The organism is Variovorax sp. 679, assembly GCF_003952185.1.
Classification (GTDB): domain Bacteria; phylum Pseudomonadota; class Gammaproteobacteria; order Burkholderiales; family Burkholderiaceae_C; genus Variovorax.
This window is the reverse complement of sequence record NZ_RXFS01000013.1, coordinates 112,965-139,614: the sequence shown is the minus strand read 5'-3', so window position 1 is coordinate 139,614 and position 26,650 is coordinate 112,965. Positions and strand designations below refer to the sequence as shown.

At 67.8% G+C, this 26,650-nt stretch carries 29 protein-coding genes; 10 read left to right on the top strand and 19 right to left on the bottom strand.

Annotation, left to right across the window (positions count from 1 at the left end; genetic code table 11):
• Nucleotides 1–16: 16 nt before the first annotated feature.
• The 4 genes from EJO71_RS28825 to EJO71_RS28810 form a co-directional block, all read right to left on the bottom strand.
• Nucleotides 17–424 (bottom strand): YkvA family protein, encoded by a 408-nt coding sequence (locus EJO71_RS28825; protein WP_125952083.1) that lies wholly within the window; start codon nucleotides 422–424, stop codon nucleotides 17–19.
• 58 nt (nucleotides 425–482) lie between these two features.
• The gene (locus tag EJO71_RS28820) at nucleotides 483–1,043 is read right to left on the bottom strand and encodes a hypothetical protein (RefSeq protein ID WP_125952082.1); all 561 of its coding nucleotides are present in this window, start codon (nucleotides 1,041–1,043) and stop codon (nucleotides 483–485) included.
• Between the two features lie 100 nt (nucleotides 1,044–1,143).
• Nucleotides 1,144–1,611 carry a DUF4440 domain-containing protein gene (locus tag EJO71_RS28815; RefSeq protein WP_125952081.1) on the bottom strand — a complete coding sequence of 156 codons (468 nt, stop codon included), beginning with the start codon at nucleotides 1,609–1,611 and terminating at the stop codon, nucleotides 1,144–1,146.
• Nucleotides 1,612–1,711: 100 nt separating this feature from the next.
• Nucleotides 1,712–2,902 (bottom strand): MFS transporter, encoded by a 1,191-nt coding sequence (locus EJO71_RS28810; protein ID WP_125952080.1) that lies wholly within the window; start codon nucleotides 2,900–2,902, stop codon nucleotides 1,712–1,714.
• A 98-nt stretch (nucleotides 2,903–3,000) separates the two neighbouring features.
• Between EJO71_RS28810 and EJO71_RS28805 the strand changes: the two genes are divergently transcribed.
• The gene (locus EJO71_RS28805) at nucleotides 3,001–3,783 is read left to right on the top strand and encodes a helix-turn-helix transcriptional regulator (RefSeq protein ID WP_125952079.1); all 783 of its coding nucleotides are present in this window, start codon (nucleotides 3,001–3,003) and stop codon (nucleotides 3,781–3,783) included.
• Between the two features lie 13 nt (nucleotides 3,784–3,796).
• Here EJO71_RS28805 and EJO71_RS28800 read toward each other — a convergent pair whose 3' ends face one another.
• The 6 genes from EJO71_RS28800 to EJO71_RS28775 all read right to left on the bottom strand — a co-directional run bounded on the left by EJO71_RS28800 (nucleotide 3,797) and on the right by EJO71_RS28775 (nucleotide 9,114).
• A complete protein-coding gene (locus EJO71_RS28800) occupies nucleotides 3,797–5,074 on the bottom strand; it encodes a TRAP transporter large permease (protein WP_125952078.1) in 1,278 nt (425 codons plus the stop codon).
• 85 nt (nucleotides 5,075–5,159) lie between these two features.
• Nucleotides 5,160–5,654 carry a TRAP transporter small permease gene (locus EJO71_RS28795; RefSeq protein ID WP_125952077.1) on the bottom strand — a complete coding sequence of 165 codons (495 nt, stop codon included), beginning with the start codon at nucleotides 5,652–5,654 and terminating at the stop codon, nucleotides 5,160–5,162.
• Nucleotides 5,651–6,619 (bottom strand): TRAP transporter substrate-binding protein, encoded by a 969-nt coding sequence (locus tag EJO71_RS28790; protein WP_125952076.1) that lies wholly within the window; start codon nucleotides 6,617–6,619, stop codon nucleotides 5,651–5,653. Before EJO71_RS28790 ends, EJO71_RS28795 begins: the two co-directional genes overlap by 4 nt.
• Before the next feature lie 51 nt (nucleotides 6,620–6,670).
• Nucleotides 6,671–7,690 carry a D-erythronate dehydrogenase gene (gene denD / locus EJO71_RS28785; protein WP_125952075.1) on the bottom strand — a complete coding sequence of 340 codons (1,020 nt, stop codon included), beginning with the start codon at nucleotides 7,688–7,690 and terminating at the stop codon, nucleotides 6,671–6,673.
• Nucleotides 7,691–7,756: 66 nt separating this feature from the next.
• On the bottom strand, nucleotides 7,757–8,512 hold the full coding sequence (locus EJO71_RS28780) for an anti-sigma factor (protein WP_125952074.1): 756 nt from the start codon (nucleotides 8,510–8,512) through the stop codon (nucleotides 7,757–7,759).
• Entirely contained in the window at nucleotides 8,509–9,114 is a 606-nt protein-coding gene (locus tag EJO71_RS28775; protein ID WP_125952073.1) for a sigma-70 family RNA polymerase sigma factor, read from the bottom strand. Before EJO71_RS28775 ends, EJO71_RS28780 begins: the two co-directional genes overlap by 4 nt.
• A 117-nt stretch (nucleotides 9,115–9,231) precedes the next feature.
• On the opposite strand from EJO71_RS28775, the gene EJO71_RS28770 reads away from it, so the two are divergent.
• Nucleotides 9,232–9,768, top strand: a complete 537-nt coding sequence (locus tag EJO71_RS28770) for a DUF3455 domain-containing protein (RefSeq protein WP_125952072.1) — start codon at nucleotides 9,232–9,234, stop codon at nucleotides 9,766–9,768.
• A 43-nt stretch (nucleotides 9,769–9,811) separates the two neighbouring features.
• On the opposite strand, the gene EJO71_RS28765 is transcribed toward EJO71_RS28770, so the two are convergent.
• Together EJO71_RS28765 and EJO71_RS28760 are read right to left on the bottom strand one after the other, a co-directional pair.
• A complete protein-coding gene (locus tag EJO71_RS28765; RefSeq protein ID WP_125952071.1) occupies nucleotides 9,812–10,297 on the bottom strand; it encodes a tetratricopeptide repeat protein in 486 nt (161 codons plus the stop codon).
• 163 nt (nucleotides 10,298–10,460) lie between these two features.
• The gene (locus EJO71_RS28760) at nucleotides 10,461–12,158 is read right to left on the bottom strand and encodes an electron transfer flavoprotein-ubiquinone oxidoreductase (protein WP_125952070.1); all 1,698 of its coding nucleotides are present in this window, start codon (nucleotides 12,156–12,158) and stop codon (nucleotides 10,461–10,463) included.
• A 143-nt stretch (nucleotides 12,159–12,301) separates the two neighbouring features.
• Between EJO71_RS28760 and EJO71_RS28755 the strand changes: the two genes are divergently transcribed.
• From EJO71_RS28755 to EJO71_RS28740, 4 genes are read left to right on the top strand one after another with little or no spacing between them, the layout of a single operon-like run.
• Entirely contained in the window at nucleotides 12,302–13,084 is a 783-nt protein-coding gene (locus tag EJO71_RS28755; protein WP_125952069.1) for an SDR family oxidoreductase, read from the top strand.
• Nucleotides 13,085–13,104: 20 nt separating this feature from the next.
• The gene (locus EJO71_RS28750) at nucleotides 13,105–14,001 is read left to right on the top strand and encodes a DMT family transporter (RefSeq protein ID WP_276311710.1); all 897 of its coding nucleotides are present in this window, start codon (nucleotides 13,105–13,107) and stop codon (nucleotides 13,999–14,001) included.
• Complete coding sequence (locus tag EJO71_RS28745) at nucleotides 13,998–14,420, top strand: acyl-CoA thioesterase (RefSeq protein WP_093201030.1); 423 nt, start codon at nucleotides 13,998–14,000, stop codon at nucleotides 14,418–14,420. The genes EJO71_RS28750 and EJO71_RS28745 overlap by 4 nt, the downstream gene beginning before the upstream one ends.
• Nucleotides 14,421–14,437: 17 nt before the next feature.
• Nucleotides 14,438–15,136: a hypothetical protein gene (locus EJO71_RS28740; RefSeq protein ID WP_125952067.1), complete on the top strand. Its 699-nt coding sequence runs from the start codon at nucleotides 14,438–14,440 to the stop codon at nucleotides 15,134–15,136.
• A 28-nt stretch (nucleotides 15,137–15,164) separates the two neighbouring features.
• On the opposite strand, the gene EJO71_RS28735 is transcribed toward EJO71_RS28740, so the two are convergent.
• Both EJO71_RS28735 and EJO71_RS28730 read right to left on the bottom strand, forming a co-directional pair.
• Nucleotides 15,165–16,517, bottom strand: coding sequence for an ATP-binding protein (locus tag EJO71_RS28735; RefSeq protein ID WP_125952066.1), 1,353 nt, complete (start codon nucleotides 16,515–16,517; stop codon nucleotides 15,165–15,167).
• A complete protein-coding gene (locus EJO71_RS28730) occupies nucleotides 16,514–17,188 on the bottom strand; it encodes a response regulator transcription factor (RefSeq protein WP_125952065.1) in 675 nt (224 codons plus the stop codon). Before EJO71_RS28730 ends, EJO71_RS28735 begins: the two co-directional genes overlap by 4 nt.
• A 141-nt stretch (nucleotides 17,189–17,329) precedes the next feature.
• Between EJO71_RS28730 and EJO71_RS28725 the strand changes: the two genes are divergently transcribed.
• From EJO71_RS28725 to EJO71_RS28715, 3 genes are read left to right on the top strand one after another with little or no spacing between them, the layout of a single operon-like run.
• Entirely contained in the window at nucleotides 17,330–18,034 is a 705-nt protein-coding gene (locus tag EJO71_RS28725; protein WP_125952064.1) for a phosphatase PAP2 family protein, read from the top strand.
• On the top strand, nucleotides 18,021–18,614 hold the full coding sequence (locus EJO71_RS28720; protein WP_125952063.1) for a phosphatase PAP2 family protein: 594 nt from the start codon (nucleotides 18,021–18,023) through the stop codon (nucleotides 18,612–18,614). Before EJO71_RS28725 ends, EJO71_RS28720 begins: the two co-directional genes overlap by 14 nt.
• Before the next feature lie 46 nt (nucleotides 18,615–18,660).
• Entirely contained in the window at nucleotides 18,661–20,415 is a 1,755-nt protein-coding gene (locus tag EJO71_RS28715; protein WP_125952062.1) for a phosphoethanolamine--lipid A transferase, read from the top strand.
• A gap of 18 nt (nucleotides 20,416–20,433) precedes the next feature.
• On the opposite strand, the gene EJO71_RS28710 is transcribed toward EJO71_RS28715, so the two are convergent.
• From EJO71_RS28710 to eat, 5 genes are all read right to left on the bottom strand, one after another.
• Entirely contained in the window at nucleotides 20,434–21,015 is a 582-nt protein-coding gene (locus EJO71_RS28710; RefSeq protein WP_125952061.1) for a peroxidase-related enzyme, read from the bottom strand.
• Nucleotides 21,016–21,095: 80 nt separating this feature from the next.
• Nucleotides 21,096–22,364: an HAD family hydrolase gene (locus EJO71_RS28705; protein WP_125952060.1), complete on the bottom strand. Its 1,269-nt coding sequence runs from the start codon at nucleotides 22,362–22,364 to the stop codon at nucleotides 21,096–21,098.
• A gap of 105 nt (nucleotides 22,365–22,469) precedes the next feature.
• Complete coding sequence (eutC, locus tag EJO71_RS28700) at nucleotides 22,470–23,261, bottom strand: ethanolamine ammonia-lyase subunit EutC (RefSeq protein WP_125952059.1); 792 nt, start codon at nucleotides 23,259–23,261, stop codon at nucleotides 22,470–22,472.
• A complete protein-coding gene (locus EJO71_RS28695; protein WP_125952058.1) occupies nucleotides 23,258–24,652 on the bottom strand; it encodes an ethanolamine ammonia-lyase subunit EutB in 1,395 nt (464 codons plus the stop codon). Before EJO71_RS28695 ends, eutC begins: the two co-directional genes overlap by 4 nt.
• A gap of 19 nt (nucleotides 24,653–24,671) precedes the next feature.
• A complete protein-coding gene (eat, locus tag EJO71_RS28690) occupies nucleotides 24,672–26,099 on the bottom strand; it encodes an ethanolamine permease (protein ID WP_125952057.1) in 1,428 nt (475 codons plus the stop codon).
• Nucleotides 26,100–26,236: 137 nt separating this feature from the next.
• Between eat and EJO71_RS28685 the strand changes: the two genes are divergently transcribed.
• Entirely contained in the window at nucleotides 26,237–26,647 is a 411-nt protein-coding gene (locus tag EJO71_RS28685; RefSeq protein ID WP_125952056.1) for an FKBP-type peptidyl-prolyl cis-trans isomerase, read from the top strand.
• The last annotated feature ends 3 nt before the right edge of the window (nucleotides 26,648–26,650 follow it).

Below are 26,650 nucleotides of genomic sequence, written 5' to 3'. Positions count from 1 at the left end.
GCGCAGGCCGTTCGCGCTATCCCGACCAAAGACGCCAGGCTGCGAGGCAGGCTGCGGCCCATGCCGCCACGACGAGGGCCGCGCCCCACCGGCTGGTGGGCTTGGCGCCGCGTTCGCGCAGCCAGTCGTCGGCCTTGCTGCGGCACTCCGCGAGAACCGCTTGCGGAATCAGCCGGATCGTCAGCCAGATCAGCCCCGGCAGCAGCAGCACGTCGTCGACGTAGCCCAGGACCGGAATGAAGTCGGGGATGAGGTCGATCGGGCTGAGCGCGTAGGCGACCACGAATGCTCCCAGCGCCTTGGCATGCCACGGTGTGGCCGGGTGCCTGCCGGCGAACCAGAGCGTGACGCCGTCGCGCTTGAGCCGCCCGGCCCAATTGCGAAGGCGTTCGGAGAAAGGGGGTGCGGGGAGCCGGGCGCTCATCCGGCGATGGTGTCACAGGCCCGGCCGGGCGCTTTTTCTTTCTTCTTCTTCTTCTTCTTTAATGAACGATCTCGGCCGGCGGCAGCAGTCGGTCGATGCGCTCGCGCAGCGATTCGGCGCGCTCGGGTCCGGCCGTCTTCTCGATCTCGGTGAGCATCAGCGCGGCGATGGTCAGCATCGCCTGGCGGTCGCGGGCTTCGCGCAGGGCGTCGCGCATCTGCAGCGCGAACTTGGGGTCGCGGCGCACGAACATGCGCTCGCAGATGTCGAACAGGAACATGCGCGTGGTGGCCAGCGAACGCTTGCCGTCGAATGTGTCGGCCGAGGTGGCGACGCTGATCGGCTCGGCGGCGGGAATGGGCGCGGGGGCGGAGGGCGCTGCAGCGGGCGGCGTTGCGGGCGCGGCCGCAGTTGCAGCCTTCGGGGTCTGCAGATAACCCTTGTCGATCAGCCCCTGGATCGCGAGTTCGGCCTCACCCCGGTTGGCGAACAGCGGACTGAAATCGGTCAGGGAGCGCCGGCCGTCGGCCATCAGGAGCAGGGCGCGTTCGCGCTGGCTGAGCGTGCGCTGTCCGCCCTGGAGTTCGTCGCGCGCCTTGTCGGTCTTGGTGGGAAACATGGCAGCCACAGCTTTCGGGAATCGAGGGCTGCAGCATCGTTGCAAGTGGTGACATCTCTGTGAACCGTTTGCCTTACAGGGGCAATTCCTGCGGCGGTTTTCAGCCCGCGCTTTCCTTGCGTATGAGCCAGCGGTTGCCCACGCGCTGCAGCTCCAGTGTCTTGCGGCCTTTTTCGCGCAGCTTGTCCGCGCTGTAGGTCTGCTGGAAGGTGGCGGTGGCCGACTGCCCCTGAACGCTGATGACGAGGCTGTCGATTCCCACGCTGATGACGGCCTTGTCCTCGATGCGCGCGCGGCGGTCTGCCTCCCAGGCCTTGCGGTCCTGGCCGCGTGGCGGTGCGAAGTCGGGTGCATAGGCGGCCAGGTAGCGCGCCACGTCCCGCGCGGACCATGCCGCGGCCCATGCGCGCACCGCGGCTTCGACTTCGCGGATGCCGGCTGCGGGATCGGCTGGTGCGGCTGCCACCGATGCAGGGGCTGCCGGTGCGGCAGGCGCTGCGGGCGGGGCGCCGAAGGCCGCCGGTGCCAGCAATGCGCTACCCAGCAGGCAGCTCAGGAATCGATTCATGGCGCAGTCCCCTCCTTGTCGGTTGTCGGCCCTTGGCCCTTCGCCCGATTCTGGCAGCGAACATGCGCCGGGCCGGTCAGGCCCCCGGAGCCGCCAGGGTTCAGGCGGCGGCCCCTTCGGCTTCGGCCGGCACGGCCTGCACCGTGCGGTTGCGCAGCCGCAGTGCCATCACCGCCGCGGCGCACAGCACGCACAGCACCGCCGTCAGCGTGACGCCGAGTCCGCGCGCGTCCGACAGCATGCCGAACAGCGGCGACACCAGCCCGCCCACCGACAGCGCCAATCCGAGCGCGATGCCGCTCGCCGTGGCCGGGTTGCGCGGCAGATAGTCCTGCGCCAGCGTCACCTGCGCGGCGAAGGGCAGGAACATGCACATGCCGAGCAGCGCGGTGCAGGCGAGCGCCCAGCCGGCGGTCGGCGCGAGCACGAGACCCGCGAGCGACGGCAGCGCGAGCAGGTAGCCGGCGCGGATCGTGCCCATGCGCCCGATGCGGTCGCCCAGCCAGCCGCCGAGCAGCGTGCCCACCGCGCCTGCGGCAGTGAATGCCGTGAGCGCAGCCGCACCCTGGAAGGCCGAGCCCTGCAGGTCGCGCGTGATGCGCAGCGACAGCATCGACAGCACCGTGACGTACGGAATCGACCAGCCCACGATGGTCGCGACCAGCAGCCCGAAGGCGCGCCAGTCGTTGTGCGGCTTCAGCACCTGCGCGCCTGGCTTCGGGGCAGACGCGGCTGCCGCGCCCGGGGCCGCGCCGCGCCGCGCGTTCGCGATGAACCAGACCGCGCCCATCGCCATTGCCGGCAGGCCCAGCAAATAGCTGCGCGACAGGCTCCCGCCGCCGACCGCCGTGGCGGCCAGCACCGGCGCGAACGAGGCGCCGATGGTGCCGCCCACCGAGAACACGCTCATCGCCTTCTGCGAGGCGCCGCCGGCCGCGCGTGCCGCCACGGTGGCCGGCGGGTGGTAGGCCGCGATGCCCAGCCCGCACAGCACCATGGCGATCCAGGTCAGCAGGTAGCTCTGGCTGAGGCCCGCGAGCACCACGCCCAGCGCGGCCACGAGAAAGCCGGTGGGCACCAGCCAGCTGCGCGGGTGGCGGTCGGCGTAAAGGCCGAACAGCGGCTGCACCACGCTCGACAGGCCTGTGGCCGCCAGCATCAGCCCGCTGACGGCCGTGTAGCTGTAGCCGCGCTCCAGCACCATGAAGGGCAGCAGCGCGGGCACGAGGCCCTGGTAGAGGTCGTTGACGGCATGGGTGCCGGTGAGCAGCCCGAGTCGGCGCTTGTTCATGACGTTTGCTTCTTTCGTTTGCAGGGGGAGGTGAAAAAAGCATCGTAGGAAGCCGTGAGAAGATGTTCTTGCTACGAATCCTCAAGCGTCGTCGAGAAATGGACAACCCGATCAACCTGCGCCCGGAAGAGGGCGAGTCGACCCCGCGAGCCGTCGCGGTGCTGGCGACCGACCCGGCCGGCGACGCCTTCATCCCGCCGCACACGCACCGGCGCGGGCAGCTCATCCATGCGATCTCGGGCGTGATGCTGGTGAGCGCCGCGGCCGGCAGCTGGGTGGTGCCGACCGGGCGGGGCGTGTGGGTGCCGGGCGGCATGGAGCACCAGATCCGCATGGCGGGCGAGGTGCGGATGCGCACCGTGTTCGTCGAACCCGGCATGCGCGCCGATCTGGGCGGCGAGTGCCGGGTGATCCAGGTGAGCGAACTGCTGCGCGCGCTGATCGTCGCGGCCGTGTCGCTGCCGCTGGACTATGCGCCGGGCGGCCGCGACGAGCGCGTGATGGAACTGCTGCTCGACGAGATGGAGGCCGCGCCTGCGCTTTCGCTGCATGTTCCGATGCCGCGCCATGCACGGCTGGCCGCGTTGTGCGAGGAGCTGGTGCGCGATCCGTCGTTGCCCGCCACGCTGGACGACTGGGCCGGGCGCCTGCACATGAACACCCGCACCCTCGCGCGCCTGTTCCAGCGCGAGACGGGCATCAACTTCGGTGCCTGGTGCCGGCAGGCCCGGCTGCTGCTGAGCCTGCCCCGGCTCGCGGCGGGTGCGTCGATCCTCGAGGTGGCGCTGGCGCACGGCTACGAGAGCCCGAGCGCCTTCACCGCCATGTTCCGGCGCACGCTGGGCGTGCCGCCCAGCGTGTACCTGCGCCGTACGCCCTGAAGCAGCGTGCCGGCTACCTGGCGTAGACCAGGTCGCGCAGCGCCAGCGAGACCCAGGGCACGTAGGTGATCACCATCAGGCACGCCAGGATCACCAGCACGAAAGGCACCAGGTGCTTCACGATGCGATCCAGCGATATCCGCGCCACGGTACAGGCCGCGAACAGGTTCACGCCGAAGGGCGGCGTGATCATGCCCAGCGCGAGGTTCACCACCATGATCAGGCCGAAGTGCACCGGGTCGATGCCGAAGTGCACCGCGACAGGTGCCAGGATCGGCGCGAGCACGATGATCGCCGCGCTGGTCTCGATGAACATGCCGATCACGAAGAGCGCCGCGTTCACCCCCAGCAGGAACATCGCCGGCGACTTCAGCACCTCCTGCAGCCAGTGGCCGATGGCGTCGGGAACGCCCGCACGGGTGATCAGGAACGCGAACAGCCCCGCGTTGGCGATGATGAACATGATCACCGCCGACGACATCACCGACTTGCGCAGGATGACGTACAGATCCTTCGGCCTGATCTCGCGGTAGATCACCATGCCCACCACCAGCGCGTAGAACACCGCCACGGCGGAGGCTTCGGTCGGCGTGAAGATACCGCCGTAGATGCCGCCGAGGATGATCACCGGCATCAGCAGCGCCCAGCCCGCCTGCCACAGCGCGCGGCCGAAGGGCATGCGGCCCTCGCCGTCGTTCTTGCCCCAGCCCTTCCACTTGCAGTAGACCCACACGAAGAGCATCAGCGCCAGGCTGATCAGGATGCCGGGGCCGAAGCCCGCGATGAACAGCTCGCCGATGGACACTTCGGCGCTCACGCCGTACAGGATCATCGGGATCGACGGCGGAATGATCACGCCCAGCTCCGCGCTGGTGGCCTGCAGGGCCGCCGCGTACGAAGTGGGATAGCCGTGCTTGATGAGCGCGGGGATCAGGATGGCGCCGATAGCGAAGGTGGTTGCCACCGACGAGCCCGACACCGCCGCGAAGATCATGCAGGTGAGCACGCAGGTCATCGGCAGGCCGCCCTGCACGCCGCCCACGATGCTCTTGGCGAACTCCACCAGCCGGCGCGAGATGCCGCCGGTTTCCATCAGGTTGCCCGCCAGGATGAAGAACGGGATGGCAGCCAGCGGAAACTTGTTGATCGAGTTGAACATCTCCTTCACGGAGATCAGCATGTTGGCGTTGGTCACCTGGATGCCCAGGATCGACGCCAGCCCGATGGACACCGCCACCGAAATCGACAGTGCGAAGCACAGCACCATCGTCGCGACCATCACGGTGCTCATGATGTAGCCCCCACGCTCGGCACTTCGTGTCCTCGCCGCCCCCCGAGGGGGCCGTTCGCTTGCTTGGGGCGGCCCGGCGCGGCGCTCATTGCGCGGTCTCCAGTTCGAGCCGCTTGGGATCGAGAAAATTGCCGACGATGCCGAACAGGCAGAAAAGCGAGCCGACGGGCAGCGCCAGGTATGACCACAGCATCGAGACGCTCTCGAGCCCGGCCATCGACTGCACGCGCCCGCGTATCGCGTAGTCCCAGCCCCACCACAGCACGACCAGCATCAGCGCCAGCGCGGCGAGGCTCACCACGGCGTCGAGCACGCGGCGGATGCGCGGCGGGCTCCAGCGATAGAGGACGTCCACGCTCACCATCGCGCCCTGGCGGAACGCGGTGGGGATGCCGAGGAACACCATCCAGATGAGGCTCACGCGGATGAGGATCTCGCTCCACTCGGCCGGCTGCTCCAGCACGAAGCGGGTGATGATCTGGAACATGCCCAGGCTCGCCGCGACGACCAGCATCGCGCAGGCCATCAGCATCGAGAAGCCGGTGGTCAGGCGCTCGATGCTCAGGAATTTATCTTTCACTTGTAGTCGCGGATCTTGTCGAGGTTGGCCTTGCCGAATTCCTTCTCGAACTGGGCATTGACCGGCGCGAGCGCGGCCACGAACTTCGCCTTGTCGACGTTGTCGATCACCGTCATGCCCTTGGCGCGCAGGTCGGCCACGCCCTTGGCGTCGTCCTCGTCGACGCGCGCGCGGTTGGCCTTGGTGCCTTCCTTGGCGGCATCGATGAAGGCCTGCTTGTCGGCCGCGCTGAGCTTGTCGAAGCTCGCCTTGTTCATCAGGAAGATGCAGGGCGAGTAGACGTGGCCCGTGAGCGACAGGTGCTTCTGCACCTGGTCGAACTTGGCCGAGATGATGACCGGCAGCGGGTTCTCCTGGCCATCGACCGTGCCCTGCTGCAGCGCGGTGAACACCTCGGGGAAGGCCATGGGCGTGGTGATGATGCCGAAGCCCTTGTAGGCCGCGATGTGCACCGGGTTCTCCATCGTGCGCATCTTCAAGCCCTTGAGGTCTTCAGGTGCCTTCACGTCGCGCTTGCTGTTGGTCATGTGGCGGAAGCCGTTCTCGGCCCATGCCAGCGCCTTGAAGCCCTTGGCGTCGAACTTGGTCAGCAGGTCCTGCCCGATGGGGCCGTCGAGCACCGCGCGCGCATGGGCCTTGTCGCGGAACAGGAAGGGCACGTCGAGGATCTTCGTTTCGGGCACGAAGTTCGGCACCGGGCCGGTCGAGGAGAACGCGAGCTCCTGCGTGCCCAGCTGCACGGCCTCGATCGACTCGCGTTCCCCGCCGAGAGCGCCGTTGTAGAAGGTTTGCACCTTGTACCGGCCGCCGGTGCGCTTCTCGACTTCCTTGGCGAAGGTGTCGATGGCAACGCCCTGGTGCGAGTTCTGCGCGGTCGAGATGCTGATCTTCATGGTCGTCTGCGCGAAGGCGACCGAGCTCAGGGCGAGCGAAAGGCAAGCGGCGGCGATGGGGCCGAATTTCATGGTGTCTCCGGGGAGTTTGGTTCAGGAGCGCGTCAGGCGCGCTTGGTCCGACTATGCCGTAACCGGAAGCTTCACCGCGTCGGGATTTTCACGGACGTACTCTCGAATGACGGCCTCGAAGCTCTCGTCGGCCGACAGGCCCAGCGCCTCCGCGCGCGCGGTCTCGATATGGCCGGGCCATGTCTTCACGATGCGCATGATCGTCGGGTCGGGCGTGCGGTCGAGCAGGGCGGTGGCCGCCTTGCCGGCCACGCGCTCCAGCGCTGCGGCCATCTCGCCCACCGTGGTGGCCAGGGAGGGCAGGTTGAGCGCGGTGCGCGGACCCCACTGCGCATCGCTCGCCTCGGCGGCGCGGACGATGCCTTCGATGGTGCGCGCGGGTGACGCAATGGCGACAGGCGTCGCATCGGGCACGGGGCAGGCGGCAGGCAGTCCGGCCAGCGGCTCGCGGATCATTCCGCTGAAGAAGCCCGAAGCCGCGCCGTTGGGCTTGCCCGGGCGCACGCTCACCGTCATGAGCCGCACGCTGCGCCCGCGCACGAAGCCTTTGCGGGTGAAATCGGCCACCAGCTGTTCACCAATGAATTTCTGGATGCCGTAGCTGGTCTGCGGCGTGGGCAGCGTGTGGTCCTCGATCACCTTCGGCAACGGCTGCTCGGGCGAGTCGCCGAACACCGCGAGCGAGCTGGCGAACACCAGCACGGGTTTTGTCCCCAGCGCGCGCACCCGTTCGAGCAGCGCATGCGTGGCAGCGAAGTTGCTGCGCATGCCGAGGTCGAAGTCGGCCTCGCATTCGCCGCTCACCGCCGCGGCCAGGTGGAAGATGGCGTCGGCTTCGCGCCAGGGCCTGGCATCGGCCTCGGCCGCGAGCTGCGCGTTCAGGTCGCCGGTGATGGCGGCGATGCGCGCATCGGCCGCGAGGTCGGCCGGCGGGGCCGCGCGGTCGACCAGCGTGATGCGTTCGATGGGCCGGGCCGGCTCACCGGCCAGCGAGAGGCTGCCTTGCTTCAGCAGCGTGCGCGCGAGTCGCGCGCCCAGAAAACCGGCGCCGCCGGTGATGACGATCTGCATGGGTCTTGTCTCCTGTGAGTCGCAAGAATAAGCGAGGCCCACCGGATCGCAAGGAGCGATGGAGGATCACCAGAGCTTGGCGCAGGCCCCGCTCAGCACCACGTCGGCGCTCGGCATCGCCGGCGAATCGCCTCGCTCGCGCGTCACGACCAGGCGCGAGACCTTCGACAGCAGCTTCTCGGAAGTGTCGGGCAGCGTCAGCGTGCCGGCGCCGTTCGCCGGCACCGTGCCGATGGCGAAAGGCGCCGCGTCGGCGGGCATGGCCCACAGCACGAGCCGTTCATCGCCCGAGACGGGCAGCGCCGTCGCGCCCAGCACCTTCAGCGTGACCGTGCGACCGTAGCGCAGCGAACTCACCAGCAGCCCGCCCCGTCCCTCGGCGTCGGTGAGCACGCCCACATAGCTTTGCGGCAGTCGTTCGCCGGACCGCATCGCGAGCTGGTCGCTCGTGATGAAGATGCCGGGCACCGTGAGGAACAGGGCGCTCGCGGCGATGAGGCCCGCAACCAGTCCGCCGAAGCCGAAGCCCGCGGGCCGCAGCCAGCCGGTCCAGCGCGAGGGCCGGGCCTGCGGGGCTCGTCGTGATGCATCGACGGGCTGCGTGCGCGCCGCGATCGCGCGCCACAGCTCGGGCGAAGGCTTGCGCTGCGGCACCGAGAGGGCCAGTTGCCCGAGCCGCTGCTCCCAGTGCGCCACCACGTCGCGCACGTCCGCGCGATCGCGCATCAGCCGCACGAAGCGCCGCCGCGCGCCGCCGTCGAGCGTGCCCAGCGCATAGGACGATGCCAGCGCATCCAGCAGGCGAGGGTCGGTGTACCTCATGGCGCCACCCCCTGCGCGCCCAGGCAGGCGCGCAGCTTGTCGAGCCCGCGCCGTATCCAGGCCTTGACCGTGCCGAGCGGCGCGTTCATCTGTGCTGCGACCTCGGTGTGCGACAGGCCCTGGTAGTAGGCCAGCGCCAGGCTCTGGCGGAAGCTGCCGTCGAGGGCCGACATGCAGCCTTCGATGCGCAGTGCCTGCATGGCCTGGTCGAAGAGGTGTGCAGCGCTGGGGGCGGGGTCGGCCGTGGTGTCCGCTTCGTCGTCCGCGTCGGAATCGGCGGCCCGCGGTTGCTCGTGGGCACGGCGCCGCGTGCGCGCGCGCAGCGCATCGAGCGCCTTGTTGCGCACGATCGCGATCAGCCAGGTGATCGGCTGGATCTCCTGCCCGTCGACGCTCGAGCGATAGCCGCCCGCGTTCTTCCAGATGCTCACATAGGCCTCTTGCAGCACGTCCTCGGCCGCCTGTTCGTTGCCCAACATACGAACCGCGACGCCGAACAGATGCATGTGCGTGCGTTCGTAGATCTGGGCAAAGCAGGCGTGGTCGCCGCGGGCCGCGCCGGCGATCAGCTCCTGCAGGCTCATCAGAATATTTCTATTCATGCGATCAAGTATTGCATCCGTTCCTGCCTGCGTGTCGTTTCTGGGGGAGGGCCGGGTGGTCCGGCTCGCATCCATCTGCTTTTCTTTCTATCTTTTCTTCCAGAACCGGGAAATGCCATGACATTGAACTCGACGCGAATCCTTCCCTTCGGCCCGGCCCTGCTGGGCGCTGCCTTGCTCGCCGCCTGCGCATCGCCAGCCACGGAGCTGCCAGCCGCCATCAAGGCGCCCGCCGGCGAACGCGCCGCCTTCACCTGGCACGCCGTGGGCGTGCAGATCTACGAATGCAAGGTGGGCGACAAGGGCGCGCTGGCCTGGCAGTTCGTCGCGCCCGAAGCGGAGCTGTACGGCTCCGGCGGCGCGAAGGCCGGCACGCACGGTGCCGGCCCCCACTGGACTGCGCTCGACGGCAGCAAGACGCTCGGCACGGTGAAGGCCCGTGCCAACGGGCAGCGCGAAGCCGACATCCCCTGGCTGCTGCTGTCCGCCAAGTCGGCGGGCGGCCCGGGCAAGCTGGCCGACGTCACCGGTGTGCAGCGCATCAACACGGCCGGCGGCAATGCCCCGGCGAAAGGCTGCGAGGCGCCGGCCGACGCGGGCAAGCGCATCAGGCAGGACTACAGCGCGGACTACGTCTTCCTGGTTGCCCGATAGAAATGGCCGCATGAAGCGGGCCGGCCGGCCCGCTTCATCATGCTCAGCTCTTCTTGCCGCCACTGGCCTTGAAGCTCTCGACGGAAGCCTTCAGGTCCTTGTACTCGGGGCAGGCCATGTTGCAGGCCTGTCCCAGAGCGGCCAGGCGTTGTTCTGCCTTGGGCAGGTCGCCCATCGAGATGTACAGCTCGCCCGAGTATTCGAGCGCGCCGACGTGCTTCGGATCGATCTTCAGCGCTGCGTCGTAGTACTTCTCCGAGGCGCTCCACTTGCCCGCGCCGGACTTGCGAAGCGTGTAGCCCATGAGGTTGTTCCAGTCGGCGTTGCCGGTGTCGTTGACGCGTTCGAGTTCGCTGATGGCCTCGGTCCACTTGCTGTTGGCGATCAGCGCGCGGGCGGCGGCCAGCTTGTTGGCGGGCGCAGCCTTGGCGACCGGCGCGGGTGCTGGCGCCGGGTCCGCGGCGAGTGCGTGACCGGCGGCGACGGTAAGAGCGGCGGCGATGGCGATGCGGTGGAGCAGGGTGTTCATGGCGAAAGATCCTCTTCGAGAAGTTGAATGGGTTGGCGGCGGACGGCGAGTTGAATCGCTGTCCTGAACCCACTTACGCCACCGGTTGCGCAACGGACGCATCGACGCGAAAAAAAGCCCTCCGAGGAGGGCTTTCCGTTTCCATGCAGGCGTGGCGCGCGCCTTACATCCCCACGTAGTTCGGTCCGCCGCCGCCTTCGGGCGTGACCCACACGATGTTCTGCGTAGGGTCCTTGATGTCGCAGGTCTTGCAGTGCACGCAGTTCTGCGCGTTGATCTGCAGGCGCTGCTTGCCATCTTCGGTGCCGACGAACTCGTACACGCCGGCCGGGCAGTAGCGGCTCTCGGGGCCCGCGAACTTGGCGAGGTTGACGTTCACCGGCACGGTCGCGTCCTTGAGCGTCAGGTGGGCCGGCTGCTGCTCTTCATGGTTGGTGTTGCTGATGAACACGCTGGAGAGGCGATCGAAGGTGAGCTTGCCGTCGGGCTTGGGATAGACGATGGGCTTGCATTCCGCAGCGGGCTTCAGGTACAGGTGGTCGGGCTTGTTGCGGCGCAACGTCCATGGGATGTGGCCCTTGAGCAGCCATTGCTCGACGCCGTTCATGAAGGTCGCGATGCCCAGGCCCTTCTTGAACCAGGCCTTGAAGTTGCGGGCCTTGTTCAGCTCGGCGTGCAGCCAGCTCTTCTCGAAGGCGGCCGGGTAGGCCGTGAGCTCGTCGTGCTGGCGGCCGGCCACGACCGCGTCGAAGGCGGCCTCGGCGCACAGCATGCCGGTCTTGATGGCGGCATGGCTGCCCTTGATACGGCTCACGTTGAGGTAGCCGGCCTCGCAGCCGACCAGCGCGCCGCCCGGGAACACCGTCTTGGGCAGCGACATCAGGCCGCCGGCCGTGATGGCGCGCGCGCCGTAGCCGATGCGCTTGGCGGGCTTGATGCCCTTGGCTTCGTCGCCTTCCAAGTACCAGCGGATGTTGGGGTGCAGCTTCCAGCGCTGCATTTCCTCGAAGGGGCTCAGGTAGGGGTTGCTGTAGTCCAGGCCCGTGATGAAGCCCATGGTGACCTTGTTGTCCTCCATGTGATAGAGGAAGGCGCCGCCGTAGGTGTCGCTCTTCATCGGCCAGCCGGCGGTGTGCAGCACGAAGCCGGGCTGGTGGCGCTTGGGGTCGATTTCCCAGACTTCCTTCACGCCGAGGCCGTAGGTCTGCGGGTCCTTGCCCGCGTCGAGCTTGTACTTGGCGATGAGCTGGCGGCCCAGGTGGCCGCGCGCGCCTTCGGCGAAAACGGTGTACTTGCCCAGCAGCTCCATGCCGAGCTGGAAGTTCTCGGTGGGCTCGCCGTCCTTGCCGACACCCATGTTGCCGGTGGCCACGCCGCGCACCGAGCCGTCTTCGTTGTAGAGCACCTCGGCGGCCGGGAAGCCCGGGAAGATCTCCACGCCCAGGTTCTCGGCCTGCTGCGCCAGCCACTTGGTGAAGGCGCCCAGGCTGATGATGTAGTTGCCGTGGTTCTGGAAGCAGGCCGGCAGGAAGAGGTTGGGGGTGCGCAGGCCCGACTTCTCGCCCAGGAACACCATCGCGTCGTCGGTCACGGGCTGGTTCAGCGGGGCGCCGAGTTCCTCCCAGTCGGGCAGCAGCTCGTTGAGCGCGCGCGGGTCCATGATTGCGCCCGAGAGGATGTGCGCGCCGGGCTCCGAGCCCTTTTCGAGCACCACGACCGAAATCTCCTTCTCGTGCTGCGCGGCGAGCTGCTTGAGCCGGATTGCGGTCGAGAGGCCGGCCGGGCCGCCGCCGACCACGACCACGTCGTATTCCATGGCTTCGCGAGGGCCGAACTGGGCGAGGATTTCGTCGTGCGTCATGTGGGTTGGGTCGATAATGATTTTTCGAGGCGCGGGGAGCTTCCCGGAATTTGCGGGGCATTTTATGCGGCGTCCATGTGGGCTCCCTGTCGCCCACGATCGGGCGCCCCGCGTCACCTGCGCGACTCCACAGGATCCAGTTCATGGCTTACAGCATCGATCTCTCCGGCCGCGTGGCCTTCGTCACCGGCGCCTCCAGCGGGCTCGGCGCCCAGTTCGCGAAAACGCTGGCGCGCGCCGGCGCCGCGGTGGTGCTTGCGAGCCGCCGCGTCGAGAAGCTGAAGGAGCTGCGCGCGCGCATCGAAGGCGAGGGCGGCGATGCCCACGTGGTCGAGCTCGACGTGACCGACATCGACAGCATCAAGGCCGCCGTGGCGCGCGCCGAAACCGAGGTCGGCCCCATCGACATCCTGGTCAACAACTCGGGCGTGAGCACCACGCATCGCCTGCAGGACGTGACGCCCGACGACTACGACTACATCTTCGACACCAACGTGAAGGGCTCCTTCTTCGTGGCGCAGGAAGTCGGCAAGCGCATGCTGGCGCGCGCCAGGGGCACGGCGCCGGGCACCTACATCGGCGGGCGCATCATCAACATCGCGTCGGCCGCGGCGCTCAAGGTCATGCCGCAGATCGGCACCTACTGCATGAGCAAGATCGCGGTGGTGCAGATGACGAAGGCCATGGCGCTCGAGTGGGGCCGCTTCGGCATCAACGTGAACGCGCTGTGCCCGGGCTACATCACGACCGAGCTCAACGAGGAGCACTGGAGCACCGAGGGCGGCGCCAAGCTGGTCAACATGCTGCCGCGCAAGCGCGTGGGCAAGCCCGAGGACCTCGACGGCCTGATCGTGCTGCTGGCCAGCGGCCAGAGCCACTTCGTGAACGGCGCCGTCATCGCGGCCGACGACGGGTTCGCGCTCTGAGCCCGCGGGCGTGGGTCGGCATCGCGGCCGGGTTGGCCGCGGGTGCGCTCTGGGGCCTGACCTTCGTGGCGCCGCGCATGGTGGGCCACTTCGGCATGGTGGACATCACTGCCGCACGCTTCGCCGTGTTCGGCGCCGTCTCGGCACTGGCGGTGTGCGGGCGGCCGGCCGCCGTGCGCTGGCCGAACGGGCGGCAGGCGCTCGCGGCGCTGGGGCTCAGCGTGCTGGGCTTCACTGGCTACTACCTGTTGCTGGCCTTCGGCATCCAGGCAGCGGGCACCGAGGTGCCGAGCCTCATCATCGGCACCATTCCCGTCTGGATGATGCTGCTGGGCCGGCCAGCGGGCCTGCGCATGCGCGCGCTGCTGCCGGGGCTGCTGCTCACGGGGGCGGGCATCGCGCTGATGATCTATGGCGCCTGGTCCGCGCAGCACGGCGCAGGCGACACGGGCAGCGGCGGCGCCCGCTTCGGCTGGGGCATCGCGCTGGCGCTGGCCGCAATGGCGAGCTGGACCGTGTACGGCCTGCTCAATGCCGCCTGGCTGCAGCGCCACACCGAGCTCAACGCGACCGACTGGGCCAACTGGCTCGGCGTGGCGACCGGCCTGGGGGCCCTGTTGCTGTGGGCCGTCGCGGGCAGCGACGTGGCCACGCTCCAGGCGCAGCCCGACGGAATGCTCTTCGTGTGGATCGCGCTGGCGAGCGGCTTCGGCTCTTCGTGGCTGGCCACCATCCTCTGGAACGTTGCGAGCCAGCGGCTGTCCGCCAGCCTGTGCGGGCAGCTGATCGTCAGCGAGACGCTGTTCGCGCTGTTCTATTCCTTCGTCTGGGACGGCCGCTGGCCCCAGGCCGCCGAGTGGGCGGCGGCGCTGCTGTTCGTGCTGGGCATCCTCGCATCCATCAAGGCGCACCGATGAGAATCGAAATCCCCGAAAAGAAGAAGCTCGTGTACGAAACGTCCATTCCCATCCGCTGGGGCGACATGGACGCGATGGGCCACCTGAACAACGGCACCTACTTCCGCTACCTCGAGACCGCGCGCATCGACTGGATGCATTCCATCGGCTTCGAGCCACAGCCGAACGGCGAGGGCATGGTGATCGTCAATGCCTTCTGCAACTTCTACCGGCAGATCGAATACCCGGGCAACGTGCTGCTCAAGATGTACGTGAGCGACCCGGGCCGCACCACCTTCGAGAGCTGGGCCACCATGGCCCGCGAGGCCGAGCCCGATGTGATCTGCGCGGCCGGCGGCGCCACCACCATCTGGGTCGATTTTCCGAAGCAGAAGGCGCTGACCTTGCCCGACTGGCTGCGCGCGCTGGTGAGCGAGTGAAGGGGCGTCGGGCACTCATGAAGCGGAAGCTCCTGGCGTTCGCACTGCTGGCGCTGTCCTGCGCCGGTATTCACGCCCAGGCCAGGCTGGGCAGGAACGAGTGCGCTGCCGATGAGCCATATCTGCGCGCCGGGGCGCTTGCCCAGGCCGGGTTCGAGCTCCCCGTGTTCAAGCGCTATTGCTATACCGACAAGTCGGGCAGCCACGTCCTGCTGCTCGGCGAAAAGCAGGACCGGCCATTTCCCGAGGAGCAGCTCTCCTCGGCCATACAGGCCTCGCTCTACAAGGTGGGCGGCGACAACGCGTCGCTGACGCGCGAGTGGTCGATCCGCGATTTCGCCGGCAAGGACGAAGCCGGCGTCAATTTCCGATCGAAGCTCATCGAGCTTTCGGACATCGACGGCGACGGGCTGGTCGATCCCGTTCTCGTCTACCGCTTCTTCGATCCCGACGGCGCCGATCACATCGACAACGACGACTTCGTGGGGCGCATCAAGATCATCGTGTTCCACCAGGGCCGCAAGGCGACGATACAGGCCATCACCGGCCATCTGGACGGCGATCGCAAGACCGTCGCCAATGCCGGCTACTTTGCGCTGCCGAAGCCGGTGCAGCAGCACCTGGTGAGGAAGATGGCGGCGATGTATGCAGCCAGGCAGTTCGGTTTCGACAATTCCTACGGCTTCGTGCCGAGGAAGGAAACCGCGCGCCGTTGATGTCGCTGATGCCGTCGGTGCCGCTCGTTCAGGCCGGCTGCAGCGCGATGCGCGCCTCGAAGCCCTGCGCCGCACCCGCCGGCGGCGACGAGAGCTCCAGCGTCGCATCGTGCTTCTCGACGATGGTGCCCACGATCGAGATGCCCAGGCCGTAGCCCGCGCGGTCGGAGCTGTGGCGCACGTGGCGCTCGCGCAGCGTGGCGAGCTGCTCGGGAGTGACGCCGGGGCCTGAGTCGCGCACGGCCAGCGTGCAGGGCGCCATCACTTCGATGACGACGCGGCCGCCGCTGTAGCGCAGCGCGTTTTCCACCAGGTTGCGCAGCGCGATCGCGAGCGCGTCGACATCGCCCAGCGCCAGCGGTGCGTTGCTGTCGGGCACCTTGAGCGCAAGGCGCTCGATGTTCTGCGGGTCGTGCCAGAAGTCCTGTGCCACTGTGGCGGCCAGTTGCACGAGGTCGACCCGCGTCTGCGTGAACGAGGCCCCCGACTCCGCACGCGAGAGTTGCAGCAGCTTCTCGGTGCGATGGCTGAGCGTGCGCAGCGCGTCCAGCGCGGCCTGCACGTCGTTGCGGCGCAGGTCGTGCTCGAGTGCGGTCTGCAGCCGCAGCCGGACGGCCGCGAGCGGCGTGCGCAGTTCGTGCGCGGCATTGGCGGCCAGCGCGCGCTCCACGTCGAGCGCGTGCGAGAGGCGCTGCAGCAGCCGGTTGACGTGGTCGCCGACGATTCGCAGCTCCTTCGGCAGCCCGGGCAGGGTGATCGGACTCAGGTCGGCGCCGCTGCGCTTCTCGATCTCGCTGGCCAGCTGCTGCAACACCCGCAGCTCGGCGCGCGCCACGTTGCGCAGCACCAGCGCGAGCAGGGGCAGCACCGCGCCGAGCGGAATGATCAGGCCGAAGAGCGTCCGGTTGAGCGCGTGGCGGCGTTCATCCAGCGGGTCGGCCACCTGGAAGAAGAGGCCCAGCGTGGGGTGGCGCACGGTGTAGATGCGCCAGGTCGAACTGTTCGCGAAGCCGGCGACCAGCGGCACGTCGAAGGTGTCGGGGGGCGCTTCGGCGGAGCGCAGCAGCACGTGTTCGTGCAGGTCGACGATCTGGTAGATCACCGCGTCTTCGGAGAAGAGCTGCTTGGGCGCGATCAGCGGCTCGCGCGGCGTCTGTCCGCCGGTGTGCTGCAGCTTCTCGAGCTCCTGCACGGCCATGGCGAACATGCGGTGCGAGACCTCCACCAGTTCGTTGTCGAAGTTGTGGTTGATCTCGCGGTCCACGTACCAGACCACGGCGAGCACGCAAAGCAGCCATACGCCGCCGACCCACACGATCAGCGTTCGCGTCAGGCGGCCGGCGAGCGAGTCGCGGCCGGTCGCGAAGCTGCTGGCGCTCATTCGTCGTCGTCCGTGGAGAACGACAACCGGTAGCCGAGGCCGCGCAGCGTCTGGATGTGGCTGCGTCCGAGCTTGCGCCGCAGGCGGCTGATGAAGACTTCGAGCGTGTTGCTGTCGGCTTCGTCGCCGAAGCCGTAGAGCGCGTCGGCGAGGTTCTCGCGCGTGTGGATGCGCTCGGGCCGGGTGGCCATCACGCGCAGCAGCGCCCATTCCTTCTGCGTGAGGGTGATCGGCGAGCCGTTCTTGCGCACCATGTCGTGCGCGAGGTCGATTTCCAGCGTGCCGAGCTGCAGCACCGGCGAGCTGCTGGCGCTGCGGCGCCGCTCGACCGCGCGCAGGCGCGCCAGCAGTTCGGCCGGATCGTAGGGCTTGATGAGGTAGTCGTCGGCGCCGGCATCCAGGCCGCGGATGCGGTCGGTGACCTGGTCGCGGGCGGTCAGCACGATGACGATGGGGCGTTCGGGCAGGGCGCGCACCTGCGGCAGGAGCGAGAGTCCGTCCCCGTCGCCCAGGTGCAGGTCGAGCAGTACTGCCGCGTACTGCACCGAGAGCAGGGCGCCGCGCGCGTCGGCCAGGCTCGGGGCCACGTCGACCACGAAGGCCTTGGCCAGAAGGTAGCTGCAGACGGCATCTGCCAGAGCACTGTCATCTTCGACCAGCAATATGCGCACGCATGTCTTTCCAAGAAAAATTGAAGTCTAGCGTCACCGGGTTGCGACGGGTCTTTCAGTCAGGTTCGGTTCATCTTGCTTCAGGCTCGGTTCATTCCGCAAACGTAGGCTCGCGGCTGGTTTCCAGCCCCGCCTTCGTTCATGACACGCTTTCCCGATCTCCGCCTGGGGGTTCTGACCCTTGCTGCACTGATTGCATTGATGGCGTGGGACGCAACGGGCGCCGACCTGCTGCTGGCGCGGATGGCGGGTTCGCACTTCGGTTTTCCCCTGCGCGACAACCCCTTCATGGTTCACGTCATGCATGAGGGCGCGCGAAATCTCAGCTGGGCGCTCGTGACCCTGCTGTTCGCCGCGATCCGCTGGCCTTTCGGCCTGTTGCGCCGCCTGGATACAGCCGGCCGCGTGCAGCTGGCCCTGACCGTGCTGGGCTCGGTGATCGCGGTCAGCGCGCTCAAGCACGCGAGCCATACCAGCTGCCCCTGGGACCTGCAGGAGTTCGGCGGCGTGGCGCGCTATGTGTCGCACTGGTCGTGGGGCGTCAGCGACGGCGGTCCTGGCGGGTGCTTCCCGGCCGGTCATGCGTCGGCGGCTTTTGCCTACGTTGGCGGGTACTTCGTCCTGCGGCGGGTATCTTCCCGCGCCGCAGCAATCTGGCTGTGGACGGCCATGGCTGCGGGGCTGGTGCTGGGCGTGTCGCAGCAGCTGCGCGGCGCTCACTATATGAGCCACACTCTCTGGACGGCCTGGGTCTGCTGGACGGTGGGCTTCGCCATCGATGCGGCGGTCACGCGCTTCGGTTCGCGCGCATCGAGGCCGGCGGTGACCGCACATGCAGGATCTTGATTTCGCGCTTTTCAGGCTGGTCAACGCGGGGCCCGGGGTGCCGCCGTGGAGCCTGGGTTTCGCCGAGTTCTGCTCCGACCTCCTGCCGGCCCTGCTGACCCTGAGCATCGGGGTCTGCGCGCTGTTCAGCCGGCGCTGGCGCTATGCGCTGTTCACGGTGCTTCTGAGCGTTCTGGCCGCATGGCTGATCGTGAACACGATCCGTACACTGGTGCCGGTTCCCCGGCCCGCGTTCTACGGCCTGGGCATCCAGTGGGTGCCGCAGGGCGTGAGGCCGGGGTTCCCGAGCATGCATGCGGCCGGCACCTTTGCCGCGGCCTTCGCGCTCTGGTGCCTGCCTTCGCGCGTGCCCATGCTGGCGGCGCTGGTGGTTGCCACACTCGTGGCCTGGAGCCGGTTGTACCTGGGGCTGCATTTCCCGTCGGACATCGTGGTGGCCGCCATGCTGGGAGGGCTGGTGGCGATCGTGGTGGAGCGCGGCGTAAGCCGTCCACTGAGCCAGGCGGCGTCCGGGGCTCTGCTGGCGCGGCGGCGCTCGACGAGGCTGCGGCTGCGCAGGGCGAGCATGAACACGGACTGAAGGGGTAATTCAGCCTCGCTTCAGGCGGGGTCGTTACATTCGCCGCATGTCTGTTTCGCGAATTGAGCCCGCGCCATTGCAGCGGGCGGGTGCTTCTGAGTCCAAAACGCCGCAGTTGCCGCCTTCCGGCTCCCCCTGGACACGATTCAATCTCTGGTTGCAGCGGCCGCGCTCGGCCGCCATGGTCGTCCTCTGGCTCAGCCTCTACCTCGTATTGACCGCCAACTGGCCGTTGTGGAACGAGCTGGCCCGGATCGGCGGCGGGGCGCCCAGCAACTACATGTCCACCGTCCTGGCCATGAGCCTGCTCACGCTGTCCGGGTCGGCAGCCATGCTGTCGTTCACCGCCTGGTCGCGCTGGATGAAGCCGCTGTGGTTGCTGGTGGTCGTGCTGGCCGCAGTGGTCCAGCACTACATGCTCGAGTACCGCGTGGTGATGGACCCCACCATGATCGCCAACGCGCTGCAGACCGACCCGAACGAGGCGCGCGACCTGATGAGCTGGCGCATGGCTTTCAACGTGGCGATCGTGGTGCTGCCCGCGGCCTGGCTGCTGTGGCGGGTGCGGGTGACGCCGATGCGCCTTTTGCCCAAGCTCCTGCGCAACGTCGGCCTGCTGCTGCTGGCGGTGGTCGTGGCGGTGGGCACGATCGTGTCCATGAACCGCGAGCTGGCGCCGCTGATGCGCAACAACGTCCATCTGCGCTACATGATGAACCCGATCGCCTCCCTCTACTCGACGGGAGCCGTGTTCATCAGGCCGCTGTTCAAGCACAGCGGCAAGCTGATTTCCATCACCGCCGGCACGACGCTGGGTGCGAGCTACGCCTCGCAGGCCAAGCCGCCGCTCTTCGTGGTGGTAGTGGGCGAGACGGCGCGCGCCGATCACTTCGCGCTCAACGGCTATGCACGCGACACTACGCCCGAGCTGGCCAAGCGTGGCGTGCTGAGCTACCGCGAGGTGCGCTCCTGCGGCACCAACACGCTGGCTTCGGTTCCCTGCATGTTCTCGCCGCTGGGCAAGGATGGCTACGAATCGCGCAAGGACGACTACGAGAACCTGGTCGACGTGCTGCAGGCCGCCGGGCTCGCCGTGTTCTGGCTCGACAACCAGGCCGGCTGCAAGGGCGTGTGCGCGCGCATCCCGAACGCCTCGGCCTTCGACGGCCTAGATGCCACCACCAAGAAGGCGCTGTGCGACGGCGACGAGTGCCTCGACGACGTGATGCTCAAGGGCATCGACGAGCGCATCGCCGCGCTGCCGGCTGAGCGCCGTGCCAAGGGCGTCGTGCTGGTGATGCACCAGATGGGCAGCCACGGCCCCGCGTACTACAAGCGCTCGGCGCCCGATGTGAAGCGCTTCCTGCCCGAGTGCAAGACCAATGCGCTGGCCGAGTGCGGCCACGCCGAGCTGATGAACGTGTACGACAACTCGATCGTGCAGACCGACCGCTTCCTCGGCCAGACCATCGACTGGCTCAAGACCCAGTCGAAGCAGTACGACCCGGCGATGCTGTACGTGAGCGACCATGGCGAATCGCTCGGCGAGTACGGCCTGTTCCTGCACGGCGTGCCCTACAGCTTCGCGCCAGACGCGCAGAAGCACGTGCCCATGGTCACCTGGTTCAGCGAAGGCATGAGCGAGCGCCGCAAGCTCTCGCGCTCGTGCATGGAGGCTGGGCTCGACGCACCGCTCACGCACGACAACCTCTATCACACGGTGCTCGGCGTGATGGACGTGGCCACGCCGACCTACAAGCCGGCGCTGGACGCCCTCGCGTCCTGCCGGGCCAAGGGCTGAGGCAGGGCTGAGGCGGCTTTACTTCTTCTCGCGGGGCAACCGCCCCATGAGGAAGAATTCGTTGTTCGGCTGCATGCCGCTGAAACTGGCCAGCCGGTTGCTCAGGCCGAAAAAGGCGGTGATGGCCGCGATGTCCCAGATGTCCTCGTCGTCGAAGCCGTGGGCGTGCAGCGGCGGGAAGTCGCTGTCGTCGATCTCGTGCGAACGCTCGCAGACCTTCATCGCAAAGTCGAGCATCGCGCGCTGGCGCGGCGTGATGTCGGCCTTGAGGTAGTTCACCGCCACCTGGTCGGCCACCAGTGGCTTCTTCTCGTAGATGCGCAGCAGCGCACCGTGCGCCACCACGCAGTACAGGCACTTGTTGGCCGCGCTGGTGGTGGTCACGATCATCTCGCGGTCGCCCTTGGTGAGCGAGCCTTCCTCCTTGAGCATGAGCGCATCGTGGTACGCGAAGAAGGCGCGCCACTCGGTGGGGCGGCGCGCGAGGCCGAGGAACACGTTCGGCACGAAGCCGGCCTTTTCCTGCACGGCGAGGATCGCGGTGCGGATGTCCTCGGGCAGGTCTTTCAGTTCGGCGAGGGGATAGCGGTCTGTGGCCATGTCTGTCTCCGTTGTGGTTTGCCTTGATGGGGCCATCATAGGCAAGCCGGGCGGGAGGCCGCGCAACCGCTCTCTTTCTCTTACTTGAGCGCTTTACCCTGCGTTGCGCCCAGTGGCGTGTGCAGCTGCGAGCTCACCCACGAGCCGGTGTTGTCGTCGCGCCCCTGCAGCAGGTAGCGCGTGTCGGCTTTGCCGTAGTTCTGCACCGCCATGGCAGAGAACTTGCCGATGTCGGTCTTCGGATCGCGCAGGCGGTTGACGATCAGCACCTTCTTCGTGTCGGCGAAGTCGGCCATCATGTTCTGGTCGCCCTCGCTGTCGCCAGCCACGAAGCTCGGGCCGTAGCCGTACTTGCTGACCAGGAAGCGCCGGATGTTCTTCGTCTTGCCCGGCCCCTGCGTCTGGTCGTAGCCGCGGCGGAACTCGGGCTGGATCACACCGTTGGCGTCACGCTCCAGCTCCATCGCGAGCACGCGCTCGGGCGGGTTGTTGTAGCCGAAGGCGGGGTTCGACGAGATTTCCTTGATGACGTCGACGAACGACGCCGAGCACACCCACACGTCGAAGCCCGCGTTGCGGAAGGCGGCATACAGCTGCTGCATCTCGGGCTGCAGGCGCAGGCCGTTCTTCCAGCTCACCGAGACCACGCCCGCGCGGCCCGGCAGTGCGGCGGGCGAAGTCCACTTGACCTTGGTCACGGGTTCCTTCAGCTGCCATGCCACCGTGTCGGCCGTGAGCTTGCGCACCTGTGCCTCGGTCATGCCGGCGAAGAGGTAGGTGACCCACGGGTAGGCCGTGTCGTGATCGAAGGTGTCGCCGATGGCCTCGTAGAGGTAGCGCACCTTGGTGGTGAAGGCGCCGTAGTGCGGACTCAGCGCCACCACGGCCAGCGACTGGTCACCCTTCAGGCCCTTGTAGTTCTGGTAGAGCCACGTGTAGCTCGCGACGATGTCGGGCACCACGCTGTCGATGTTCACCGGCTGGCCGGCGGCGTTGTTGTACGCGGGCAGGAAGTCCTTCTTCGGGATGTTCCTGCGCAGCGCCACTTCGAGCTGCGCGGGCGTGGCGCCGAAGACCAGGTTCTCCAGCTGGTAGATGAGCGCGGCCTCTTCGATGTCGAGGAAGACGCTGGTGTTGTCCCAGTCGAACACCACGTAAGGCGGCTTCGCGGCGTTGTAGCCCGGGCTGCTCTTGCCCTGGCTGGCGATCAGTTCCTCGACCTGTGCGCGGTTGAAGGCGTCCCAGTTGCCGGGCGCCACGGCTGGGCCCTTGGCGGCCGAGAGGCTGGCGCAACCGGTTGCGGCGAGTGCCGCGGCCAACGGCGTGAGAAGGACGAGGCGACGTTGCATTGCTTTTTTCCTTTTTGAGTGAATGCAGTGGACGAAAAGAAGACGAAAGACAAGATGACGAGCGTACGAAACGCTCGTGACAGTTCCGGCTGTGCCGGCTGTCCGTCAGCGCCCGAGCGAAGGCGCCTGGCGCTGCTCGTCGAGCACAGCGAGATCGCTCTCGTCCTTGAGCCCGATGCCCGTCAGCCCCCTGCGCAGCGACTCTCGCATCAGCCATGCCAGCTTGAACGCGGCCACCTCGCAGGCCAGGCCCTCGGGACGCACGTTCGAGATGCAGTTGCGCTCGGCGTCGTGCCGGCCGCGCTTGGGCGTGTGGGTCAGGTAGATGCCGAGGCTGTCGGGCGAGCTGAGGCCGGGGCGCTCGCCGATCAGCATGACCGACAGCACGGCGCCGAACAGCTCTCCCACCTCGTCGGCCAGTGCCACGCGTGCCTGCGTGGCGGTCACCACGGGTGCGAAGCGGGTGTCGGGCGGCAGGTGCGAGCGCAGCGCGGCCAGCAGCGGCACTGCATGGCGGGCGACGGCGAGGGAGGAGAGTCCGTCGCCGATCACCACGCAGACGTCGCAGCCGTAGCGGTGCTCGCCGAGCAGGCGCGTGGCGTCGTCCTCATCGAGCTGGCGGCCCAGGTCGGGCCGGCGCAGGTATTCGGTGCGGTCCGCGGCCCGGCTGCGTACGCGTGCAACCTCCCAGCGCTGCGCGATGAGCGCGGTTTCGAGTGCATTCACGTCGAGCGCGGCATGGATCGCGTCGCGTGCCATCGCGTGCGCCCAGCCGAAGCGCAGCGTTTCGTCGGTGGGCATGCCCGCGCCGGCACGGCCCAGCGCCAGCCGGGCCGGGGTGGCCGAGCGCCACTGCGCCCACGGATTCGGGGTGACGGGCGATTCGTGGTCGCTCATGGCGCGAGTGCGGAAAGCCCGCTCATGTCGGCCAGCAGCCGGTTCGACGAAGGCGGCGCAATCCGGCCGGCCGTGTCGGTGATCTGCATGCGCTGCAGCCACGCCTCGAATTCCGGCGCGCGCTTCAGGCCCAGCGTCTGGCGCAGGAAGAGGGCGTCGTGGAAGGAGGTGCTCTGGTAGTTGAGCATCACGTCGTCCGCGCCCGGGATGCCCATGATGAAGTTGATGCCCGCCGTGCCCAGCAGCACGAGCAGCGTGTCCATGTCGTCCTGGTCGGCCTCGGCGTGGTTGGTGTAGCAGACGTCGCAGCCGATGGGCAGGCCCAGCAGCTTGCCGCAGAAGTGATCTTCGAGCCCGGCGCGGATGATCTGCTTGCCGTCGTACAGGTACTCCGGCCCGATGAAGCCGACGACAGTGTTGATGAGGAAGGGCTTGTAGCGCCGCGCCAGCGCATAGGCGCGTGCCTCGCATGTCTGCTGGTCGACGCCGAAGTTGGCGTTGGCGGAGAGCGCGCTGCCCTGGCCGGTCTCGAAGTACATGACGTTGTTGCCGATGGTGCCGCGCTTGAGCGACAGCGCGGCCGCGTAGGCCTCGTCGAGCAGTTCGGGCGTCACGCCGAAGGAGAGATTCGCCTTCTCCGTGCCCGCGATCGACTGGAACACCAGGTCCACCGGCGCACCGGCCTCGGCGAGCTTGAGCGTGTTGGTCACGTGCGTGAGCACGCAGCTCTGCGTGGGAATCTCGAAGCGCTGGATCACCTCGTCGAGCATGTGCAGCAGCCGGCCGAGCACGGGCATGCTGTCCGATGCCGGGTTGAGGCCGATCACCGCGTCGCCCGCGCCGTAGAGCAGCCCGTCGAGCGTGGACGCCGCCACGCCGCGCAGGTCGTCGGTCGGGTGGTTGGGCTGCAGGCGCACGGCAAGATGGCCGGGCAGGCCGATGGTGTCGCGAAAGCGCGTGACCACGCTGCATTTCTTGGCGACCGACACCAGGTCCTGGTTGCGCATGAGCTTGGACACGGCCGCGACCATCTCGGGCGTGAGGCCCGGCGCCAGCGCGGTGAGCGTCGCGGTAGTGGCCGCATCGGACAGCAGCCAGTTGCGGAAGTCGCCGACCGTGAGATGCGACACCGGTGCGAAGGCCTGCGCGTCGTGGCTGTCGATGATGAGGCGCGTGATGTTGTCGCTCTCGTACGGAATCAGCGCTTCGGCGAGGAACTGCTTGAGCGGTGTTTCGGCCAGCACATGCCGCGCGGCCATGCGCTGCTGGGCGGTGGCCGCGCCGATGCCCGCGAGGTAGTCGCCCGAACGCGCGGGGCTGGCGAAGGCCATGACCTGCCGCAGGTCTTCGAAGGCGAAGACCTGGCCGGCGATGGTGGTGCGATAGAGCATCTTTCTCTGTATGCCGGTGTCAGGCGGAGGTCGTCGGGGAAGACAGCATTTCGTCGGGCGCGGCCGCCTTGCGCTGTCCCGATGTCAGCAGGAAGTAGCCGTACGCCGCCGCCATCAGCACGATGAACAGCAGCGTGAGCATGCCGTTGAACCAAACCATCGCGCCCAGGCACACCACGCCGAGGCCGAGCGCGATGGCCGGGAACACCGGGTAGAAGGGCGCGCGATAGGTGCGCAGAAGGTCGGGCTCGCTGCGGCGCAGCTTGAAGAGCGCCGCCATCGAGATCAGATACATCACGATGGCGCCGAGCACCGCCATGGTCACGATGTTGGCGGTGAGCGTCTGGCCGCCGAACTGCACCCACTCGTCGCTGAAGATGGCGATGACGCCGATCACGCCGCCGGCCAGCAGCGCGCGGTGCGGCGTGTCGAAGCGCGGGCTCAGCCCGGCGAAGTAGCGCGGCAGGTAGCCCGCGCGCGCCAGCGCGAAGATCTGTCGCGAGTAGCCCATGATGATCCCGTGGAACGAGGCGATCAGCCCGAAGAGGCCGATCCACACCAGCATGTGCAGCCAGCCGCTGTTGTCGCCCACCACCGCCTTCATGGCCTGCGGCAGCGGGTCGTTGATGTTGGCGAGCTTGCGCCAGTCGCCCACGCCGCCCGCGAAGATCATCACGCCGAAGGCCAGCACCACCAGCGTGACGATGCCCGTGGTGTAGGCGATGGGAATGGTGCGGTGCGGATCGCGCGCTTCCTCGGCAGCCATGGCCGCGCCCTCGATCGCGAGGAAGAACCAGATGGCGAAGGGAATGGAGGCGAAGATGCCCGCGACGGCCGCGCCGTTCAGCACGCTGCCTCCGGCCCAGCCGTTGGCCACGAAGTTGGCCATGGTCCAGCCCGGCGTGACCACGCCCATGAACACCAGCAACTCGACGATGGCCAGCACCGTCACGAAGAGCTCGAAGGCCGCGGCGATGCCCACGCCGATCCAGTTGAGCCCGATGAAGATCACGTACGCGCCAAGCGCGAACCACTTCGGGTTGATGCCGGGAAACTGCACGTTGAGATACGCGCCGATGGCCAATGCGATGGCCGGCGGCGCGAACACGAATTCGATCAGCGTCGCAAAGCCCGCGACGAAACCGCCGGTGGGCCCGAAGGCGCGTCGCGCGTAGGCAAAAGGACCTCCCGCGTGCGGTATGGCGGTCGAGAGTTCGGTGAAGCTGAAGATGAAGGTCGTGTACATCGTGGCCACCAGCACAGTGGCAACCAGGAAGCCGAGCGTGCCGGCCGTGTTCCAGCCGTAGCTCCAACCAAAGTATTCACCCGAGATGACGAGGCCCACCGCGATGCCCCAGAGCTGGACGGGACCGAGCACTTTCTTGAGGTGGCCTGTGCCCGTGTGGGCCGGCGATGCGCTCGTGCTGGCTGCGGTGGTGGAGTTCATGCGACTTCCTCTCTTCGTGAATGTTGACAGTGCACATTCGCCAAAGCAAGGGCCGTTCCAACAGCGCTGGCAAGGTACGACCGGGCCGACATGGGCTGCTGGCCATAATCGGGGTCTCTCAACCTTCGAGGTGTTCTGTGAAGTCTCTTTTCTGTGCCGCTCTCGTGTCCGTCCTTGCAGTACCCGCCGCGTTCGCGCAGTCCGCGCCCGTGACCACGCCCAGCGGCCTGATCTACCAGTCGATCAAGGAAGGCACCGGCGCTTCGCCCGCGGCCACCGACGTGGTCAAGGTGCACTACCGCGGCACCTTCCCCGACAGCGGCAAGGAATTCGACAGCTCCTACAAGCGCGGCGAACCCACCGAGTTCCCGCTCAATGGCGTGATCCCGTGCTGGACCGAAGGCGTGCAGAAGATGAAGCCGGGCGGCAAGGCCAAGCTGACCTGCCCGCCCTCGATCGCCTACGGTTCGCGTGGCGCGGGCGGCGTGATTCCGCCGAACGCCACGCTCAACTTCGAAGTCGAGCTGGTCTCCGTCACGAAGCGCTGAGGC